We start from the raw sequence: 20,598 nt of genomic DNA on the forward strand, positions 1-20,598 counted from the left end.
GCTGTTCGAGGACTTGATGCAATCTGTTATGGGTTCTGAGTCGGAGAAATCCAAGTGCATCGTGGAAGATGGCGAAGAACGGCAACAGAGACGACTTCTCGAGCGCGACAAGGAGCCGGCTTGCAAGGCAAGCGCGGTATCATTGTAGCAATCCAAGTTGCAGGCACTTAACGTCAGCGCCGACGAGTGATGGCGCGAAAGACGTGGACATTGGCGTCGCCGCTCATATCTGCGCGGCAGCGTCTGGACCCGGCGCGCGTCGCTATCGCGCTGACATGACGACCGAACAACGGAAATCGCATGAAAACGGCGTTTGGCTCTGCCAAGACTGCGCCAAAGCCATCGATTCGGATGATCCCGCGTTCTCCGAGACCGTTTTGCATGGCTGGAAGCGCAAGCACGCTGAGGACATGTGGCGTAGCATTGTCCACAAAGTCTCCTTCGGAGCCACCATGCCGCCCACCGTTGGAGAAATTGGTGCGCGTCTGCAGAAGGCGGCGGCGGCCGACCTCGAAATTTTCAAGCGTTCGCACAAATGGCCGCCGACAAACGTCAGCCTAATGCTCGAAGTGAAAGGCCAACCGGACCCTGTTCTTTCCAGCGCACTTGGTCAAACGCTGGGCGCTATGGACGATCTGGTTATCGTTGCACCTCCGGGCACAGGTAAGACATCGGCGCTGTTTCAGTTGGCGAAAGCCTCTGTCAGCGCCGCGAGCGGGACGCCCCTTGTGGTTTCCCTTTCGGACTGGTCGACTGGTACTTTTACGCTCATTGAGGCGATCCTTCGCAGGCCCGCGTTTAGCGGATTCACGGAGCCCGACCTTCGCGCCGTTGCCGAGCAGCCGGGCATTGTATTCATGTTCGATAGCTGGAATGAGCTCGGGAGTGAGGCGCGTCGCAGAGCTCGCACCGAAATACAGAGTCTTCGAGCGGAATTGCCCGGAGCGACCTTTGTCGCCACAACTCGTCCCGAAATCTCTGACGTGCCGTTTGACGGCCAACTGCTGACTGTCCTCGAACTCACCCAACAGCAGCAGGTGGACATTGCGCGCGATATCAAGGGCGACCACGGCGTTCGTCTTGTCGACGAGGCGTGGCGAACCCCCGGCGTGCGCGAACTCATTACTACGCCACTCTACCTGACATCGCTGCTCTCGCTACAGGACGGGCAGCCGTTCCCGAGAACCAAGGAAGAGGTACTGCGCCGCTTCATTGAGGCCCATGAGCGGCAAGCCCAGCATACTGAGTCGCTGAGGGTAGTTACGCATGGCCTCCAAGGCGTGTTTTTGAGCGACTTGGCTGTCACCGCGACGCGCGCTGCCAACACATCGATCACGGACACCAATGCAAGACGTTCGATTTCGCAGACGGATGAGTTTTTGGTCGCGGAGGGTCAGCTCGCGATCAAGCCGCAGCCGAGCGACGTGCTTGATGCGCTTGTGAGCCACCATTTACTGGTGCGGACGGGCGAGCCTGTTCGCTATCGCTTCCAGCACCAGCAGTTTCAGGAATGGTACGCGTCAAGGGATGTCGAGCACGCGATGCTGGAGAGCGTCGTCGACGCGAAAGCGCTTCAAAAGCTGAAAGCCGACATTCTGAACTCGAAGCAGTGGGAAGAATCGATTCTTTTCGCAGTAGAGCGCATGGCGCGCGCCGACGAGCAACAGCAGAAGGCATGCGGCGTCGCGATCCTTGCAGCCTTCGACGTCGATCCGATCCTGGCCGCGGACATGATTTTCCGCTCGACCCACACGGTGTGGGCGCAGATTTCTGAGGAAATTCAGAAGCGGGTCAGGCGATGGCACACCCATGGGAAAGTGGATCGTGCCGTGCGAGTCATGGTCACGTCGGGCCGCGCCGAATTTCGCGATCTGGTATGGCCACTTATCACGAACGAAAACGACCAAATAAGCCTTCCGGCCTTGCGTGCGGCGCGCCGGTTTCGCCCGTCGGTGCTCGGACCTAATGCCGTGAAGAACATCCTCGCCCTGCCTCTAGAGGTTCGGACCACGGTTGTTTCCGAGATCGCCTTCAGGAGCGGAATGGATGGACTGGATCTTGCGGCGCAAATCGCGAAAAGCGATCCTGACCCCGAACTGAAGGCCGCAGCTGTCGACGCAATGTCCTTCCGCCGCGCTGATCGCCATGTCGCGAACGTGTTGAGTACCGCCGACGACGACACCTTCGACCTCGTCTACCGAAAGAGCCATCTCGAAGAGATTGAAGAAAAGGGTATCCAGGATCGGCTCGCGGCGGCGCGTGCACGTGCGAAGCATCAAGTTTCCGACTACGAGCGGCTGCGAGCGATTGTGTATGCGCACGATGGCAATGATCATAGCGCAGAGTTGACTGCGCTCGTCGCTACCATTCAAATTGAACCCAAGCGAGGCCTCGAAGTCGGGTTGATCTACGAATCCCGCAAGCAATACGAGCAAGCGGTCGCTCTAGGATTGCTGAAGCGCCTGCGCGAGGGACGCGAGCTGTTCTACGGCGCGGACGACATTTTGGCCGCTTCCGGGATAGTGATCGAAGACGACGGTCTTCTAAACATGGTGCTGACCCCACTAGATCGGATGGATAGCCGCGCCGATGCCGCCGCGTCCATTCTCGGTCCTGTCAGTGTCGGTAAACTCGTCGACGCCTGGATCTCCATGCTCGCCGAGATTGGAAAGCTTGGCAAATACGAGAAAAGTTTGAGCGATCGTTACTACAATCTCCGCGATCGAATTGCGCATACGCCTGGCGCCAGCCTTGTCGCCGCCGTTCAGGAGCGTGCTGCGACAACCAGCGATGAAGAAGTCCGCTCACTCGCGGAACTGTTGTGCCGCCGTGATGAGGAAGGGGAGAGAGCGCGCCCGTTTCCAAAGGAAGCTGATGCAACTATTATGCAGTTAGTAGGGCAATGGGGTGAACGGCTGATCGCAAGCGATAGCGCCACTCGCGGCCAACTATCCGTGATAGCCGACCTCATCGGTCATTTTCCATCAGTCGCGCTGCTTCCGATGCTCAAGCGGCTGCTCGACGACGAGTTGTGCCGCTATCGGATATTCCGCAAGCAGGCCGAGGCTGAACGCTGGCGAGGCAAGGCGACGAATGAAGCACGCACGAGCTACATAAACAGATATCAGAGAGCGTTCACGGCGATCAAAGCGCAAGAGACGACGGCCCTGATGGTCAGCTATTTGGTCGATGAGGATTTTGGCGAAACCGCTGCGCTGGTGCTCAAGGTGCAGTGGATTCTTGCGAACGAACCCAAGATCGATCGCGGCTTCCCTGGAAGCATGGACTTTGCCCGGGTACAGGAGATGCGAACGCTGCGCGGGCACCGCACCACGCAGACCTGCAACGAAGCCGAAGCCATATTCGAGGCGATTGTGCCGCTTGTCGCCAATGGCGTCTCCGACGAGCAGAAGAATCACGCGATCAAGCTGGCCATTCAAGCCGTGCGCCTGCCGCACGGCGAGCGCCCCGACACAATCAACGCGCTTTTGTCGATCGCTTCACAAGGGGTGCGATCAAATTTTGTGCTGAACCTAATCCTCTCTGGCGAAACAATCCCGTTCGGCGTCGTGCAGGCCGGGATCGATGACGTCTTGGAAGATGCCAAGAGCCAGACTTGGATTCTGAATGAAGGTTGGCAGTTGAAGGCGTGGCTCCTGCTACTGCCATTTACCGACCATCCAGCGCAGCTTGCCGGCACGATTGCGGTATTGCCGCCACGGCAGCGGGAGCCTCAGTTCATCGAGGAGATGATCCGAGCCACTGTGTGGGTGCAGACACCAGAGATCGAGGAAGCGCTGTTCAAGCTCGCTGAGAATGATGGCACCTTCTACAATAATCACGCATGGCGCGATGCGGTGAGGCTTCGGAGCACGTGCACATCGGCGCGCCGCTATCTCGACCTGGTCCTTGAGGGCAAAATCGAAGGACGCGACAGCAGCCAGGTAATAGCTGGTTTGCTGAGTACACATTCAGAATTGCGCAACTACGCATTCGGTCTATTGAAACGCGGCGTTTCGCCAAAGCTTATCTTACTGGCGAGTGCCGTGGCAGAGGTTAATGACCCTGACGGTGTACTGTTGCTTGTTGAGCTGGAAAACAAACTTCGGCGCTCGTTGATCTCATGGCGAACCATCGAGAGAGCCGTCACTGAGCAAGTCGCTTCTGAACACTGGAGCGGCGCGTTCGATGTGCTTCCTGTCGCAGCAACTGAGCTACGGCGGAAGCTGTTGGCTATGACGACAGATGGCGGCCCTCACGATTTCGCCGCGCGTGCACTCCGAGAAATCGATCGCGTTCGCGACGAAAACGGTGCGCCCGAAGACGAGCTGCGCCATCCTGATCTGGCATCCGGCAAGCCGTGGCCGATCTTAGTGCCCGATCCGACGCCGAAAATGGCGGCTGATCATCACAGCTAACGACAGTTTTGACCCGACGTTGGGCTTGGCATGCCGATTCTTGAATAGCTGCTTTACGCCTCATCTCGACCATAGAGTTCAGTGTTGCGGTCAGCTGAAAGCAGACATTTCGACAACAACACATCCGAAGATGTCAAGTGTGTCGATCGCTAGCTTGACCGCTACCATGCGCTTTGGCAAACAAGTTGGCTGCAGTGCTGCGTTTGTGTAGTCCCGGCTCTTAATCGATGGCGCTTACAGGGTGCAGACATGACGCAGGCCGGCGGACCCGCTGCGATAAACGGCTTTCTCTATCAAATCATCCACCATCTTGGCTGGCTAGCCGATGTGACGCTTTCTGGAAACCTGGACGGCCGCGAGATCAATGATGCGTGCCTTGTGTTGGAACCTCGTCGCGGTGGAGATGCACGGGCAGAAGCAAGCGGTCTCTACCTCGTGGAACAATACAAAACTCGCGAGGACGGCACATGGGCTCTTGCTGGCGTTGAATCTGTCCTGCGAGATCTCCGCAAGGCCGTACCACCAACTCGTCCGTCGAATGCCTGTTATCGGTTCGTGACCGATGGGCGCCCTGGCAAGCTGAACCCGTTTAACGCATTTCTCTCTGACGTAAAGTCGGCAGCCGGGCCAGATGACCTCGACGATATCGAGAAGCGAAGCTTCGCCAAGGATCAGGTCGGTACCAACCGCGAGTTCTTCGACCACATCGCTACGGTGACGCGAGCCGGGATTCAACAATCGGCTGCCAACGAAAGCGCGGTCGTGTTTCATCTCTTGTCGCATTTTGAGATGGAGTTTGGTGCAGACGGCGGCGCCCGCGCAGCCGCTGTGGAAAAGCTGTTGCGGCGCTATGCGCCCGACCTTGGCGACGAGCGCGGAATCCGAGAGCGCCTGATCGGCGTGCTTGTCGAGACATTGAGCAACGGCGAAGCTCAATTAGATGCCGCCTGGATTGATTCCATTTTCCGTTATGTGGGCCTCAATCCGGAGCGGCTCCGTAAGGCGGCGGAGCTTGCCGAAACGATGTGCGCGTTAACACGCCGCCGGCTTACCCGATTAAAATATCGACCTGACCGCGATGTGCGCAACATGCCTGATTGGCCTATAGACAAGCCGATATTGTTGATTGCGGGAGCAAGCGGCACGGGAAAGACATGGCAACTCGGACAGATGCTGGAGGAATTCGGGCAAGAGCGCCAGATCGCAACCCTGGTGCTTGCAGGCAAGACGCGTGAAGACCTTCTGGCGCAGGCGGCGCGCGACGTGTGGCAAACGGGCCTTGGCGACACGTCCGACAAATCCCTTGTTGCGGTATCGCATTTCCTGCGAGAACTTCTGGGCGAGGGCCTTGCTTCCCGGGTAACCGTGGCGATCGACGACATCCAGGATATCGACGTCGCGCGCGATCTCGTTCGTCAGGATTGGGCTGATTGGGGGATGCGCCTGGTCTTAACCGTTCCGCGAGTCTTGGCACGGGCACTGGAGATGACCGATGGCGATGTCGTTCATGTGCATGCCGTCGGCGAGTTCTCGGTCGACGAACTTGATCGCCTGTTGAAGTTGAGTGGTCGAAGGTGGACGGATCTCCCGCCTGACTTGAAGGCGCTGCTGCGCAACCCGATACTGGCCGGACTCTACCTAGACCTTCCGTACGCCTCGGTGCAAAGCGCCCCACGTAGCGAATACGAGATATTCGAAGGATTCTGGGCTCGGATTGCCGCCAAGGGCCGGATCGGCGACGAAGGGATCGTAATTGCCCTCGCTGTTTCCATGATGGACGGCTTTTATCCTCTACCTCGGCCGATGTGGAATGAGATTGGACTGAATGACGACGCGGCTTTGCGGCTGGATGCCGTCGGGTGGCTTCGTGTCAGCGAAAGCGGTGATGTTGCGTTTGCTCATGACCGCCTGCGCAATTGGGCGGTAGCAAAGTCACTCGTATGGCAATACCAGCGCAAGCAATTGACCCTCCAAAGCTTGGGGGCTTTCGTCGCCAACGAGAGTGAGCCTAAACGCAGAGGGCTCGGTTATGTGCCGATGGACACGCTCTGGCTGCTGGCAGCGGACGCACAGAATTCCGAGGCCCTAGGCCAGACTGTCGCGCAAATGGAAGACAGCCGGGAATTCGGAACCTACGGCGAGGAGCTTTATGTTCAGCACTTGCCGACCCTCGGGCAGCGAGCCGTCCCAATACTTCTTGAGCGGTTGAAAGCAATCGACCCCCCTACCTCCGATGGTGGGTATCGGGCCAAGCTGATCGGCCAAGCCTTCGCCAATCTCGCCCGGCAGGACGATATTGAGTTGGGGGATGTCGTCAATTCATTGCTGCATTCATTGTCCCAAAACCGACAGGCAGTTGCCATCGCTGTGCTCACAGCCGCACCCGACATCCGTCATCTCAATCGGCTCTGGGAGATCCACCAGCAGCGCGTGGACGCCTTGAAGGACAAGACAGACGGTTCGCGGTATGACGACTACAGGGCCAGTTCCACGGCCCTGCGTGCCGGCCTCGAGTTGGATCCAGAATGGCTCCGTGAGCGCATTCTTGCAGCCGATGTGGAGAAGGAGCCTGTTTCCGAGCTTGGATATCTGCTGAACGGGTTGGAGCATCCCGATGCACCCGCGATATGGGAGGAGACCAAGGCTGTATTGATGTCTAAAGTTGGTGCGAGTAAGCCGCGTAGCCTGCTTTATTGCATCGCGCGGTTTTTGGATCGTAGTAACCTCGACTTCGTGATCCAGCACCTATCCCAGGCAGCAGATTCTGCCAGCGGTGCGGCGCTATATGCCTTGTCGATCTTGGATCCACGGGGCGCGATTGAACGCCTCGTCGAAGTCGAGAAGTTCGAGCGATATCTGACCCGAAGTCATTGGCTTCCGGGCTTGCTCCGGGCGCAGCCCGATTTGACGCGGCAACACATTCGTATCCTTGCCGAAGCAGAACCAAGCGCACACCGCCTGATCGCAGACCTCTTCTGGGAACGGCCTGACGAAATGGACGAGGCAACGCTCAGGCTCATGCTTCGCACGCTTGAACAGGAGCTGCACGACCGTTTCGATGAATCCATCGAGGGCGATCCAGGTTGGCTCTATCACTCTCTGGATCTTGTCGGACGCATCGTCTGTCCTGAGCTGCTGGCAATCCTTTTCGCAAAGGCTGGGGGCGAATTGGAGCGGATGATTGCTGCAGTCGCGTGCAGCCGGCTGCGCACCAATAGCAACTACCGTGATCGCGTTCGCGAAAGCGCGCGTCGAGTCTTGATCCTTATGAGCGGTGAGGGAATCACCACGTTGGTCAAACGGGAGCTGGAATCTGAACATTTCTGGGTTCGCCACGGTGGGCTGAACTGGGCATTCGTTCGCGCGGACGACGGCATCATTAAAAGGCTCGCCGCCATCGCTCGCCGCCCAGTCCCTCGTGATTCCAACGGAAAATTGGAATCCGATCCGTATGCCGAGTTCCACCAATCGATGACAGCGCTCGCGGCCCTCGGCGCAGACGAAGTTCTGGTCGACATCTTGCAAGACAGCGGCATAGCGGAAGTGCCGACCAACCTTGCCGAGCTTCGGAGTCACCGGGGCCGGATGCCAAACGCGTTAACAGGCCCAGCTCTGCGGGTATTACAGAGCATAGGGTCGAGCGAAGAGTCGCTGGTGATCGCACTGCTGATTGCTTGGCTTAGCGATGACGCGGATCTGATTTCGACGGTGCGCCTGGTCCTTCAGCGAGCCGAGCCGGAAGGCAAGGTGGCGCTGTATGCGTGCATCGCGCTTCGGGAGCTAGGTGATCAGTCTATTGATTTCGCGCAACTTGCCCTCCGTATGGTCCACACGGCGAAGAATGCTTGGATGGGCATAAATGCCTTGGCCGGGCTCGGCGAATTCGGCTTGGAATTGCTTGGGAACTGGCTGCAAAGCCGGGACGCTGCGACGGCCAGCGGGAAGCATGACGACGAGGTGATCCGCGTCCTTTATGCCAATCCTGCGACCAGAAAGCTGAGCGTCAGCGCCGCAGTTGACCGCTGTAAGGGCGGACGGTTTCTCCGCGATGGACCGTATGACATAGCTGCGGAAGCGGGCGACCCGTTGTTGCGCGAGCAAATCTTTGACAAGGCTTTTGCCGGGCGCTCTTTCGTGACGACGGAGCCTCTCCGCGCCATAGAAGGCTTGGCAAAATTCGATGTAGCGCGAGCTGTCGACGCGATCGACTTCGCCCTGCACTCCCATCCGCAGATCGAGCGCCACCTATGTCGGCTCCTTGTCCGAATTGCGCCCGAGATCGCGGCCGAGAAGCTAATTAATGCGGCTGTCGCGACCGAAAGAGACTCGCTGCGGAACGCGGCGGGGCGGGAGTTACGGCGACTCGATCCAGACACCGTCGCAGGCCTCATCGCAGCGCGAATGACCGGCACAGTCTCCGATCGCAGAGCCGCTGCCGAACTGGCGGTGTGGCTGCCTATCGCAACACTGGCGAAAGAGCTCGGTCATCTCGCCGATCACGACAGCGACAGCGAAGTCAGACATGCCGCTCTGATTGCACTTGAGTGTCACCGCAAGGAAGCGAACATCCGGTCACTTCTGCGCTCTTTTCCTTCTACATTGGTCGACCGACAATGGAGCGTACTCGTCGCTGTCGTGGAAGGTGCCGATCCGTACCTTCTTACCGACAGTGAAGACCCGCTCTGGCTAGGTAACATTCTTTCGGACGACGTGCCGGCTGTGTTCGAGCATTACGCGAATTCGGCATTGCGTCAGCGCAAGTAGAAGCTGCCCTGACTAATGTTTCTCCTGGAACCTGAGAATCTTTCCGGCGCGCGAAGCATACCTTGCGATCAACGCTGGTGTCCCTGTCTACCCCCCCGGAAGGGTTCCCTCATATTTGTGCCTGCGCACACGAAACTGCAAAGTTGGATGCAAAGAGCGTGAGCGCGACGGTCAGGCCCAGAGGCACACTTGTCTGGCTTTGACGCCAAATCTCAGGTAGCGGCATGTCGAAACGATATGGGCGAGGCGACAGAGCTTGCGTTAACACGGAATCACTATTCATGACTTCGGATATCGAAACCCCGCCTGGTGCTGGCGGGACGTTCCGCTTCACAGAGACCAAGGGGCCTAACGGCGGTCCCGGCAGAACGATCAGCTTCGCAGACGTCGATATTCAACCGCGGAGCTATACGGAGCTCGTCGGAGCATCTCCCAATTTGCCCGTCACCATCCCGCTCGATATGTACAACGGGCAGGTCCTTCACACGGATTTCGACGGTGTCTCTCCGGGCGAGATGGTTCACATCAATACCACTCTTCAGAGCCGTTTCACGTCGCGAGCGATCGGGCTTGTTAAAGGCGGATGGATGCCGTCAGCTCTGGCAACGATCAAGTCCAACTCCATAATTCTGATTGACCGCAATGTCATGACCGAGATTGTGAGCCGGTTCGAAGGCGGCGTTAAAAAAGGCCGCGAACCGGATTTCCTCGACCTGTTCGAAGACAGTCAAATACGCATTAATCCGTTGCTTTGCGCTCTCGAAGGCAACAGCCGTCGCATTCCCGATCCCAGTGAGGCTAGGGCGCAAATTGACGAGACGGTGAGCAAGCTGAGGCGCGCTCTGCCCAAGGCGGAAATTGTAGTGGGGGCCAAGAGTCTGGAAGGTGTGCTCGGCCTGATCGAAGACACCCGCGCAAGCTTCGGTCGAAAAAATGCCATGTTACTTGAGCTTGCGCCGGCACTCTGTGCACCGACTAGTCGCAAGCGAGTGGCGGCCTGCATTGCGAGCGTCATGGAAGCAGCAGATCGGTTCGATGTACCACGGAAATCTTTGTTGGTATTCGCGATCGCAAGTTCAATTGCGGTGCCGAATGGGCGCAGCCCTGCTTTCACTTTGTTGAATTTGCGACCCGGTTATTCAAGAAAGGACGCATACAATGCGCTGTCAGACCTGCGTTCGCTTGAGATCCTTATCCATATTTTTGCGCTATTTCCTCGCGAGACCGTGCAACTTTGCACGGCGGATCGCGATCTAGCGCTGCTGTGGTGCGGAATTCAGGCATCTGACTTCCAGGTGATCGGTCGCGGTGTTGCCTTCGATATCACGCCAGTCGAGGCGCTGCTTCCGCGCGGTGCCTTGGAAGTCTGGCTGAGCGCTGTAAGCACCGATCCGATTTCTTGAGATCTATGCTGGCAGCGCAACACGCTGACTTCCCGCGTACACACAGCACCGTTGGGTTGAGGCGCAAAGTTGCCTTTCGTGTCGCACGCGCCATAGAAGGCACACGTTCATGCCGGTCCCGCTCGGACCCCGAAGCTGGCGGGAACGCCAGTCGTTGTGACATTAGCCGTTCACACTGGGCTCCTGTTGTCGCAACTTCGCTCAGGCTGAAATACAAACATGGCGACTTTTCGTAGCCATGTTTCCGAAGCCGCTTGTCCGCTTCCGGCCCCATTGCAGGCATTCATCTTGATCTTCAGCCAATGACCACTTCGCACTTTCGTTCTAGAACGCTTGGAAACAAATATTCTTAGGGCTCGACCTCGGATGCACTCGTCCTGATCACCCGCAATGTCTGCTCATGTCGCACACGCGACAACTGGCCACCGCTCGACATCCCCGACTCGGATCGAGAAAGACATTCACAGAGCTAGAGCATCGATCCCCATCCAGGGCCGATGGTGCTTATCCGACTTTTAGCTGGCCAGCGCCGCCGTCAACGAAGCGTCAGGCGCTGTTGGCGCTCGATGCCTGCATGTTCCGCCGCATGACCCTCCCCGCTGCTTGATTATGTTCGGGCGGGACCCAGACGACGCCCTTATCCGATGGGGCTGTCAGAAGCACGGTCGAGCAGGGGAGGCCGGCCGCATCGAACTTGCGCGCGATGAAATCGCTCTCGCCTCGATCGTGGCTCGACATGATCAGCTGATAGCCGTTTAACTCAACCATGTTGCGCATCACGTCGACAAAGGCGGCAGTGTGAATGATGTCATTATGCTGAAGTGGATCGTCAAGCAGCAGTGCCCGCCAGCGCGACCAGGGGTAAGCGGTGCTCGCCGCACATAGGATGCTGAAGCCGTTGGCCGCAAGTTGGCCTTCGCTCAGCACGACCTGGGGCGGCAGATCCTTCTTTGTCTCGATCGCATTCTCCACCTTTTCTCGGTAGCGCAGTGCCATACCGAAGCTTGTCGCATCGACCCGCGTGTCGGCCTTGAACTGAATACTCTCCCCGGGCGTGCTCAGCATCGCCTCGTTGAAGTCGTCGATAACCTCGTTGAGTGGATCGAGTACGCGCGCGGAAAAATCGTCCGCCTGTGCCTGCAAACTCTCCGAATAGCGCTTCACTGCGCTTCGTGTGGCTGTGGTGAGCTTCACCGCCGCGCGGGCAGTCTCGAGCTTTGTCTTAAGTGCACCAAGATATGCCGCCGGTTCGCGCACGCCGTTATCCCCACCCGCTGACTGCATTGACGCAACGATCTCGTCGATCTCGTTCTGAAGCAGCGCATCTTCATTGTCACGGGCTAGCACAAGCCGCCGTTCGTCGAGCGAACGCAGTCCGGCCAGCACGGCCTCGATCGCCGCAATACCGCGATCATATTCGGCTTGGCCCGGGCTGTTATTGAGGCCAGCTCGGGTCCAACGCTGCTGCATCTGCCGCGCCGCCTGCTCGGCGGTTCCGCGGACCAGCTCGCCTGCCGCAAGCTCGCGTTGAGCGGCATCCAATGCGGCTCGCTCCCGCTGAACTTCCGCGACCGCAGCGTTCGCCGCTTCGGAAAGTGTGGCGAGTTGTGCCTTTGCGGTTTCGCCTCGCTCGCGTTCCGTCGTCAGCCTGATCCCAAGCTCGCCAATCGTTACGTTTGACAGATTGCGCGCCGCGATCCGATCTGCACACGCCTTGTCTTCGCCCTCAAAATGCGTCAGTCGGGCTCCGAATTGGCTGTCACGCGCGATCAGCTCATCGAGATCGACGGCTTTCGAAGTTCGTTGTTCGCTCGCCCCAGCGGCACTCGCCGCTAGCGGTTCTAGCGCTACCTCCGCCGCCGCGAGCGCGGCATCCGCGTCGCGCATCCGCGTCGCGGCAAGAGGGGCGAGATCGCCATCTGGAGACGTTTCAAGTGTCCGGGCGATGGCGGAGCGCGCATTCGTCACAGCGTCTGCGGCTACGGCTGCCGCCCGCTCGAGCCCCTCGACAGCTGCCACCTCGGTTCGAAGGCGACGGATCTGATCGCTGAGTGCGGGACGTTCGCTCCGCAAATTCTCGAGCGCATCGTCGGCCTGAGTGAGGCGATGATCGCTCCCCGATGCTGCGGCCTCCGCTAGTGCCTTAAGGACTCCCGGCTCGAACTGCGTTCGACACACCGGGCAGTCGGTATCGTCCTCATGAACATGGCTGGCGATCTGTGACAGGGCGGCGCTGATCGCAGTTGCGTGCCGGTCGGCCTCGGCACGTTCGCGCTCAGCGCCGAATATCCGGTCGTTGAGATGGGCCAACTGCTGCTCGAGCGCAGTGAGAGAGGCAGCGGCGCTGGACGCTGCCTCGCGCCCCTGGGCAAGCGCGGTGTCGGCGGCCCGAGACTCCGTCTCAAGATCGGCGCACTCGGCCATGGCTTCGTTGAGCGCGCGCGCCGAGTCGGCAAGGCTTCTCAGACGCGCGACTTCAGCTGCGGTGTCGCTATATTGGTCTATCACTGTATCGGCGTCGGCGATCGTCCTGCGATGGGTGGCGATCGCCTCGGCAAGCGCCTTACGATCCTGCGCTTCTTTCGCTCGCAGCTCTGCGAGTTGCGTACGGCGCGCCAGATCGGTCCGCGCCGCATCGAGTAGGGCGATATTCTGTTTGATTGTGGCTATCGCGGCATTCTGGGCCGTGACGGCATCGCTGGTTGTGGCAACGAGTCGGGATGCGTGATCGAGTCGTGCCTGCGCGTCGCTCACTGCGCTTCGCAGCCGTACGAGGCTGGGATGGTCGAGGCGCGCTTCGGCTTGGCTGATCGCAAATCGCGCTGGAAATGTCGATAAGGTCTCCAGCACCGCTTTCCGGTCGCCCAATGATCGCAGCGTGTCTCCGATACGATCGCCGAGCGCTGAAAGACGCTGTCCGACATCGGCGGTTGTGACGTCCAGCGGCTGATCGGCGACAATCTGCCGAAGGTCAGCTTCGAGCTGGTCGATTCCCGCAGCAATCTCGACTGCGCTGAGCACACCGGTCGCGCGCGTCGCCGCGCGTAACCTGTTCAGGCGAGTCGTCCGTCCCTGCCAGTCCACGATTTCGCGCTCGAGTTCGGCTACCGTGCCTTGCTCTTTATCTAGCCGACGGGTGAACGCTGTGATGGTCGGCCGCCCACGTAGGCCCGCGCGGATGCGCTCGAGCCGATCGATGCCGCTCGGTCCCTTGAGCGCTTGCCACTGATCCTGGGGATCTCGGCTAGTGAACCGCTGCTGCGCCGCTTGCCCGAGGAAATGGGTGAGGGCGAGATAAGTGCCCAGATCATTGATAATGCGGCGATCGGGACGCGCGAGTTGCGCGACGATGTCCGCCGTTGCGGTACCGCCCGTCGCACTGCGCTTGATGAGGTCACCTTCCGAAAAGGTCAGCCCCACGCGGTGCGATCCGGGCTCGGCTCCGCGCCGGGTGAGATAATCCTTCTCGACTAATTTCTTTCGGCCCTTCTGCAGATAAGGTTCAAAACGGAGGATCTTGTTGGTCAGGCCCCATTCGATCGCATCGAAGAAGCTGCTCTTGCCGAGGCCGTTGGTTCCCGTGAGTAGAACCAGGCCTGGTGCCGCCGGAATGTCGATCTCGAAGTTTCCAAAGGTTCGGAAATCATGGATTGCGACGCGGGATAGGAAAATCTCGCTCATGCCTGTCCCCTCCGCTCCCAGGCCCTGACCAGTGCCGTAACGATGTCGTCCGGCGATTTCTTCCCATCGAGCGCAATGCGCTCCCACTCGTCGGCGGTCGTCCGCGGCAAGCCCGGCGCCGTTGCGCCGGTCCCGCTCAGCTCGTCGAGCGCCGCATCTTCGAACTGGCCCTCGGCATGTACCCATGGTCGGGCGAGAAAGGTGCGCTTGAGAAATTCGGCAAAGCTCTCTTCGTCCCGCTTGGGATCCTCCGGCCGCAACCAGGCGAGCTTGCGGGCGACACGGTCGTCGCGTTCGACCATCAAAGCCATAGCCCGCCAGGCATCCTGCCGCTCGCTTGCTCGTGGTCCCAGCAGCATCAGCTGCAGGTCGAGCGTCTCGTTCGCCCCCAGGAAAGAGCGCGCGACAACACATTGATTTCGGCATCGCCGTAGCGTCTCGAGCACCGCTTCCATCGCAGGAACGTCAGGAAGAATGCCAAGCACGATATTGAAACGATTGATCCGAATGGCATGACTCTCCGCCGGCAGATCGGTCGGACTGAGCGTGGTCGACTTCGTCGACCCACCGTTGAAGATCGAACGCGCCAATTCCGGCCGATCCTCAACGTTCAGCTTGAGCGCCAGCGCCGCTGCGCGAAGCCGCTCGGCGAAATTCGCCAGTCCGGGTGACAGAGTCGAACTTTCCGTCATGCTGCGCCTTTCACGATCGTCTTTTCCAGCGCTTCGAAATGCCGTGCTTCCACGGCAGCCAGCAACGCGCGCAGCTCGACCAAACCTACTGCCACTGCGTCAACGAAATCGCGGCTTACTGACATGATCACCGGACCAGAGCCTGCCGTTTCGCTGAGCCCCGGCTGGTCGGTGTCGACCCGCGCAAACGGGCGTTCGGCGATGCGGCTGACCTCGATGGCACTTTTGACGACAAGAATAACGAATTGAGTCTGCCACATGAAAGACGCGGCGCACAATGACATCTCATCGCCATTGATCATATCGGCTGCGCAGCCGTGTCCGGCCCATGCGCTGTCGCCATTGCGCAGCCGAACAAGATTGCCGGGCCTGATACCCTTCGGCGATGTGGCCTCCCAGGCGGCGGCAATGGCGAGGGCGACGGCAGTGCCGCGCAGGATAACCGCCCATTTGTTGGGACCGACCAGAATCTGCGCGGCGTCGCGATTATCGTCATCGTCGACCGCGCAGATCATCAAGCGAAGGAAATGGCCGAGGAGCACCGGCTCGTCAGTGAACGAAGCGTGCCAAGTCGCCCATGTAGTCGCCATGACGGCCCGTAAATCGGTGGCGATCTTGAGGTTAATAGGTCGACCAGGGTCGGTATTGCTGGCAAAAAAGGGTTGGAGATGCGCATCAAGACGCTCCAGCAACCAGCTATCGAGCGAGCGGTGAATCCTGCGCGCGAGAATATCTGGTGGAAGCATGATCGGATTCTGAGCCGCACCGCCGGGGTTGCCGGCCACGATGGCCGGCATCGCCATACCCTCTGCGTGCTGTGACTCCAGACTGAGCGCCCGGACATGCTGACTCCACTGCGCTGGTGCCGCATGCAACCGGCAATTGTTACTATGGCAGGCAACGCGCAGAACCGCGCCCGCCACCGATCCAAGATATTCAGGGCCGTCGGGAAGGATGATCTCGAAAGGCTGACGCTCGCTCCACGAGCGCAGGAGCTGCTCAGCCGGTATCGCGCCCGACCACCGGATATTGCCTGCCTCGCGCAACAATTGCACTGAGATCGGCAGCTGATGCGCAGCCAGCCGCTGAAGTCTCGGAGCGAGCGGGATGTCCGCCTTGCGCGCAGCCTCTCTGAACAAGGTCCGCGCAGCGCTCGACAGCTTCGGTACGAGTGTTGCCTCGCCATGACGCGTCAACCACTCCTTATGGATTGCTTCGTGGCTTACCAAATGAGCAGCGAACGGAGCACGGACGACATCTCGACGCGGGCCTCGGCGAACGATGACAGCATCCGCTGCGACCCTCTCGCCGGCACAATCGAGCCAGAAATCTGCGACTTCAGGTGCCGGGTCAGGCGGAGCGATTCGCGCAACGGCGTCGCATTGCAGGTGCCGAAAGGTGCGTTGCGGGTCGCCCTCAATCGCCTTGATGGTGAGATAGGCGGCGAGCCGATTGAGCGTTGCGGTTGACACTTCAAACAGTTCGGCGTGCTGTGTCTGCAGCGTCAGCCTGACCCCAGGCCGCAGCTGCTGCGCGACGGAAGCAACTAGGCCAATGTCGCTAAGCGGCTGCAGCAGTTCTGCATTATAAGCTGCCAAGAAATCAAAACGGGCGCCGGCAGCGTCCCGCGCACGTGCCCGGACATCGATTGCGGCAAGGGCGGGCTTCAGCGCAGTGATCCCCGGATGGCTCGAAACCAGCTGGATCATGCCGGCATGATCGAAATCGCGCGCGCCGGCGGCAACGAAGTCGATCAGCCCACCGTCGCCCGCTCCGCTGATGAAGAAGCGCGGAGTCGGTCGGCCCGCGAACTCGGCAACCGGCACGCCGGCATCGGTCCAGTAGCTGGCACTCTGTATAGTTGGAACTGGCTCGATTGGCTCGACCCCGAAGCCGACAGCAAGCAAGACAATGTGAAATTGCTCGCGATGCTCGTTCCCTGGCGAGGGGAGGGGGCTATCCAGATCGGTGAACTCGATCTGGTAACCATCCGGTACGACGTTGAGCGCCGTGACCTGATGGCGCACACGAGACTGCAACCTTGGCGCGAGCCTAACCACGATGTCATTGAAGCCAACAAGAACGTCGTCACGTACCGAACGGCACGATCCGGACTCCCAGTCCAGTATTGGCAAGTCTGCAATGGGATCCGTCGTGTCATGCGCCGGCCAATCGTAGATATGCGGATCGAGCCGTCGGCGATCGGTGGTCGACTGGAGGGGGAGCAGCTCCCCGCCCTTTTCGAACAGCACGATCTGCGATTCGGTAACAAGCGCGGCAGCTGCCGCTGCAGCGACGCCTGCTGCACCGCCGCCGACCACGGCGATCCGCGGATTCGCATTGACGTAACCTAAATCCTTCAGCGCATGAACCAGAGAAAGCCCCCGGACCTGCTGCGAATAAAAGGTGATACGCCGATCGAAGCTCCCGATGACGAACAGGTTCGGCCGGTCGCGGACAGCCGCGCCATCGAGAATATCCTGCGGAAGCAACGCATCAGCCAATGGACCGGCCACTTTCGGTGCTGCGCGTGTGCTGTTCCGACAGCCTAGTTTTGGCGTGGCATATCGCACGCATCGTTGCCATTCGACTCCCCCCCATTTCCGACCATGTTGTCGCTTACAGTCGGCGGATAACGTTATGGAGAGGCAGGCGAAATGACGCAAGGCTTTATTGGCTCTTGCCAAGTCGACTGCGGTCCTATGCTTTCGTACTACTGTCTCGGTCTCTGTTTCGACGCCCGCGCGACCGTGGTCGGGATGGCGGCTCTTTCAAGTCGACTCCCCGGAACCTGCCAGTCTCTTCGCGGCCCCTTTTCGGTCGTACAATGTCACCTGTACGGATCGCCCCACCTTGTTCAAAGCAAGCGGGACGTCGGCGATCAGATTTGGACGATTGCTCGAAGCTGGGCGTTGTTCGCTATTGCCGCTTGGCCAAGCGCACGCCAGCGCCGCCGCCGTTTTCCGAAATGAACTCGACGCCCGCCCTTTCCAGGGCACCACGGATTGCGTTCCGATTTGCTATTGTGATCGGAGGGACGCCATCCGCAGCTTCTGCGCGCCTCACTGTGGCTACTCCCACGCTCGCGGCATCGGCCAAATCTTCGGCGCTCCACCGTATCAACCCTCGCGCTCCTCTGATCTGGGCGCCGATAATTTCTTTCATATCATCCAATTTCAAGGTTGATCACTTATGGCTCATGTGATAGAAAATCGCTCACTTAAGTTTTTCTGCTGCCAAAGTTTCGTAGGAGCAGGGGCTCACATTTGGGCTCGGCTGCGGGACGTGCGTTGGGGGTCATCCCAGCCTGACCACAACCAAGCTTCAGGAAACTCGGATCATGGCTGATTCCGACCATACCACGACTTTGCCTCTCGTCACCGGCCGAAGGGTAGCTGTGGCGGGAGCAGCTGCGAGAACCTGTCTTTCCGCGAACTGGACATTCAAACCAGAGGATCTAAGAGCCGAACACCTTCACCCTTTTGGCCAGCGGACAAGAATTCAACACCCGCTTTTGTCAGAGCCGCCTCAATGGCCTGCAACGTGCTGATCCGGGAATCCACCTTGCCGTTTTCCAACCGGGCCAGCGCATTCAGCGACACAATTGCCTTGTCAGCAAGCTCCTGCTGCGACCAACCAAGCAAGGCTCGTGCGGCCCGAATCTGTCGTGGACTGACCATGAGTCCACAATCGGCAGGCAGATTTTCTTTGCCACCTATAGGGTTATTTTGACCCTATAAGGTATATTAAATGGCGATTCGATCTGCATACGATAGTGGTGCGAAGAGCCCGGAGCGGACGCGACATACTCTATCCGGCTGACGAGTGGAGCATCGAAAGGCCTTGTTGAAAACGCAACGCTCCGTCCTCCTTAGGATCGGGCCGAAGCCAAGGACCGGCAGTGATCCTCATCCAGCCGATCAGCATGTCGGCAGGCAGATTGCGACCGTTCGCGTCCAGTCGGACATCTCGCAAGCCCAGCTTGCTCGATCCATCGGCATCAGTTTCCAGCAGCTCCAGAAATACGAGAACGCGCGGAATCGGGTGAGCGCGTCGATGCTCTACGAGATCGCCACGTCGCTCGGCGTTCCTGTCGGCCGCTTCTTTGAAGGACTGCCGGGAAACGATGAGGCCCGCGTCGAGGCGCGGCCCCTCCCGGTCGACGAGCGCCTGGATTTCATCGCCAGCGCGGAGGGTCGGCGCCTGATTGAGGGGCTAGTGAATCTTTCGCCGCGTGTGCGCGGTCGTGTCTCGTCCCTGATCGCAGCGTTGGGAGAAGAACTGGCCCTGCGAGACACAAAGGCGGGTAGCGAGACGGCCGGCGAATCCGCGCCGGCCGAATGCAAGACCGTCTGACGTCCGGTCGGGGCCGTCAGCCGAATTTTCGGGCAGCGGGCACGGCGATGCGGCCGGAAGCCGAGGACACTTCGATTTCGACGCCGAACGCCCGCGAGCGGGTCGCGAATCCCTCGAGGATGTCTCGCGCCGCGCCTCCCGTCACGGCGACCGGCACCAGTCTGCCTGTTGCTGATCCGAGAGACTGGGCCTCCGCGCCGATCACGACGGGCAGGAGATCTATTTCTGCGAGGTTTCCGCTCGCATCATAGCGGCACGCGGCGACGATGCTTTGCCAGACTTCCGGTGGATTCCATTCGGTTTCGTCAGGATGGACGTGGAAGAGGAAATTTCCGAGGCCGTAGAAGATCGGGGAGCCATTGTAGATTTCCACGGCCTGGAGCACCGGAGCGCCGTGGCTGACGAAGAGGTTTGCACCGGCGTCGATGCACATCCTGGCAAAGGTCTGCACCCAGCGCGGCACGTCCTGCCAACCTGGTTCCCAATGATGGTGGTGCAGATAGGCAATGACGAAATCGCCTTGTGCCGCCGCTTGCCGGATGGCGGACAGATGGACACTCGCGCTCAACTGATCGACTTCGATTAAACGGCCGAAGTCGGCGGCTTGCGTGAACACGGTGCCGTAGAAATTGATCTCCTTGTCGGCCGACACCACTACCGGATCCTCCGGTTGCGCATAGTTGGCCAGTTCAAAGGGGGAGCTTTGCAAATGAGCGCCCAGCCTTGCCAGTCTACCGAAATGCCCGTCAGGCACCCCTATCTTGCGAGCGGTGTTCAGACGATTGACGCCGGGCCGAGCCGGCCGGAAGGCCGTACGGTCTTCGGCATACATGTTGGCCGGGCCGGGCCCTGCATCCAGCGCAAGAAGCGCGACCTCGCGCGCGCCCAGCCGGTGGCGGCCCGGTTTCCTCGCTTCCGTCTCGTCGGCCCCGATGCCGGCATGCAGGAAACGGCGCGCTTCCACCTCCTCCAGCGTCGAGAGGATGCCGCCAGGTCCGAGATCGAAGGCGTGGTTGTTTGCCAGCGCAAGCGCGTTGAAACCGATCGCCTGCAATGCGTCGAGCACTTCAGCCCTGGAATATCCGAAGTATTTGCCCTTGGTCGGCCACCCGCCGTGCTTGCCGAGGATCGTCGACTCGAAGTTGGTGAAGACGACGTCGCCCTGGCGCAGGAAGTCCGTAACCGCGATGAAGCGTTCGTCTTTGACGTCACGGATGTCGTGCTTGATCAGGGATTGGCCGGTAACGACCGCGCAGAACTGGTCTTTCATGGAGCTCGCCTTGA

10 protein-coding genes are annotated in these 20,598 nt (G+C 59.7%); 4 read left to right on the plus strand and 6 right to left on the minus strand.

Features of this window, described 5'->3' with window-relative positions:
- Positions 1–275: 275 nt before the first annotated feature.
- The 3 genes from NKJ15_RS10440 to NKJ15_RS10450 all read left to right on the plus strand — a co-directional run bounded on the left by NKJ15_RS10440 (position 276) and on the right by NKJ15_RS10450 (position 10,585).
- On the plus strand, positions 276–4,418 hold the full coding sequence (locus NKJ15_RS10440) for an NACHT domain-containing protein (RefSeq protein ID WP_352815125.1): 4,143 nt from the start codon (positions 276–278) through the stop codon (positions 4,416–4,418).
- Positions 4,419–4,667: 249 nt separating this feature from the next.
- On the plus strand, positions 4,668–9,182 hold the full coding sequence (locus tag NKJ15_RS10445) for a hypothetical protein (protein WP_352815127.1): 4,515 nt from the start codon (positions 4,668–4,670) through the stop codon (positions 9,180–9,182).
- A gap of 281 nt (positions 9,183–9,463) precedes the next feature.
- A complete protein-coding gene (locus NKJ15_RS10450) occupies positions 9,464–10,585 on the plus strand; it encodes a hypothetical protein (protein WP_352815129.1) in 1,122 nt (373 codons plus the stop codon).
- Positions 10,586–11,131: 546 nt separating this feature from the next.
- Here the strand turns inward: NKJ15_RS10450 and NKJ15_RS10455 are convergent.
- From NKJ15_RS10455 to NKJ15_RS10475, 5 genes are all read right to left on the minus strand, one after another.
- Positions 11,132–14,266: an AAA family ATPase gene (locus NKJ15_RS10455; protein ID WP_352815131.1), complete on the minus strand. Its 3,135-nt coding sequence runs from the start codon at positions 14,264–14,266 to the stop codon at positions 11,132–11,134.
- Positions 14,263–14,958, minus strand: a complete 696-nt coding sequence (locus NKJ15_RS10460) for an ABC-three component system middle component 1 (RefSeq protein ID WP_352815133.1) — start codon at positions 14,956–14,958, stop codon at positions 14,263–14,265. Before NKJ15_RS10460 ends, NKJ15_RS10455 begins: the two co-directional genes overlap by 4 nt.
- Positions 14,955–17,462, minus strand: a complete 2,508-nt coding sequence (locus tag NKJ15_RS10465; RefSeq protein WP_352815135.1) for an ABC-three component system protein — start codon at positions 17,460–17,462, stop codon at positions 14,955–14,957. The genes NKJ15_RS10460 and NKJ15_RS10465 overlap by 4 nt, the downstream gene beginning before the upstream one ends.
- A 415-nt stretch (positions 17,463–17,877) precedes the next feature.
- Positions 17,878–18,123 carry a transcriptional regulator gene (locus NKJ15_RS10470; protein WP_352815278.1) on the minus strand — a complete coding sequence of 82 codons (246 nt, stop codon included), beginning with the start codon at positions 18,121–18,123 and terminating at the stop codon, positions 17,878–17,880.
- 278 nt (positions 18,124–18,401) lie between these two features.
- Complete coding sequence (locus tag NKJ15_RS10475) at positions 18,402–18,638, minus strand: helix-turn-helix domain-containing protein (protein WP_112099334.1); 237 nt, start codon at positions 18,636–18,638, stop codon at positions 18,402–18,404.
- A 166-nt stretch (positions 18,639–18,804) separates the two neighbouring features.
- Here NKJ15_RS10475 and NKJ15_RS10480 point away from each other — a divergent pair, with 166 nt between their 5' ends.
- Positions 18,805–19,314, plus strand: coding sequence for a helix-turn-helix domain-containing protein (locus NKJ15_RS10480; protein ID WP_352815137.1), 510 nt, complete (start codon positions 18,805–18,807; stop codon positions 19,312–19,314).
- Positions 19,315–19,330: 16 nt separating this feature from the next.
- Here the strand turns inward: NKJ15_RS10480 and NKJ15_RS10485 are convergent, their stop codons facing one another.
- Positions 19,331–20,584, minus strand: a complete 1,254-nt coding sequence (locus NKJ15_RS10485) for a CapA family protein (RefSeq protein ID WP_352815139.1) — start codon at positions 20,582–20,584, stop codon at positions 19,331–19,333.
- Between the last annotated feature and the right edge of the window lie 14 nt (positions 20,585–20,598).

It is taken from the genome of Mesorhizobium sp. M0207 (genome assembly GCF_040321995.1).
Taxonomy (GTDB): domain Bacteria; phylum Pseudomonadota; class Alphaproteobacteria; order Rhizobiales; family Rhizobiaceae; genus Mesorhizobium.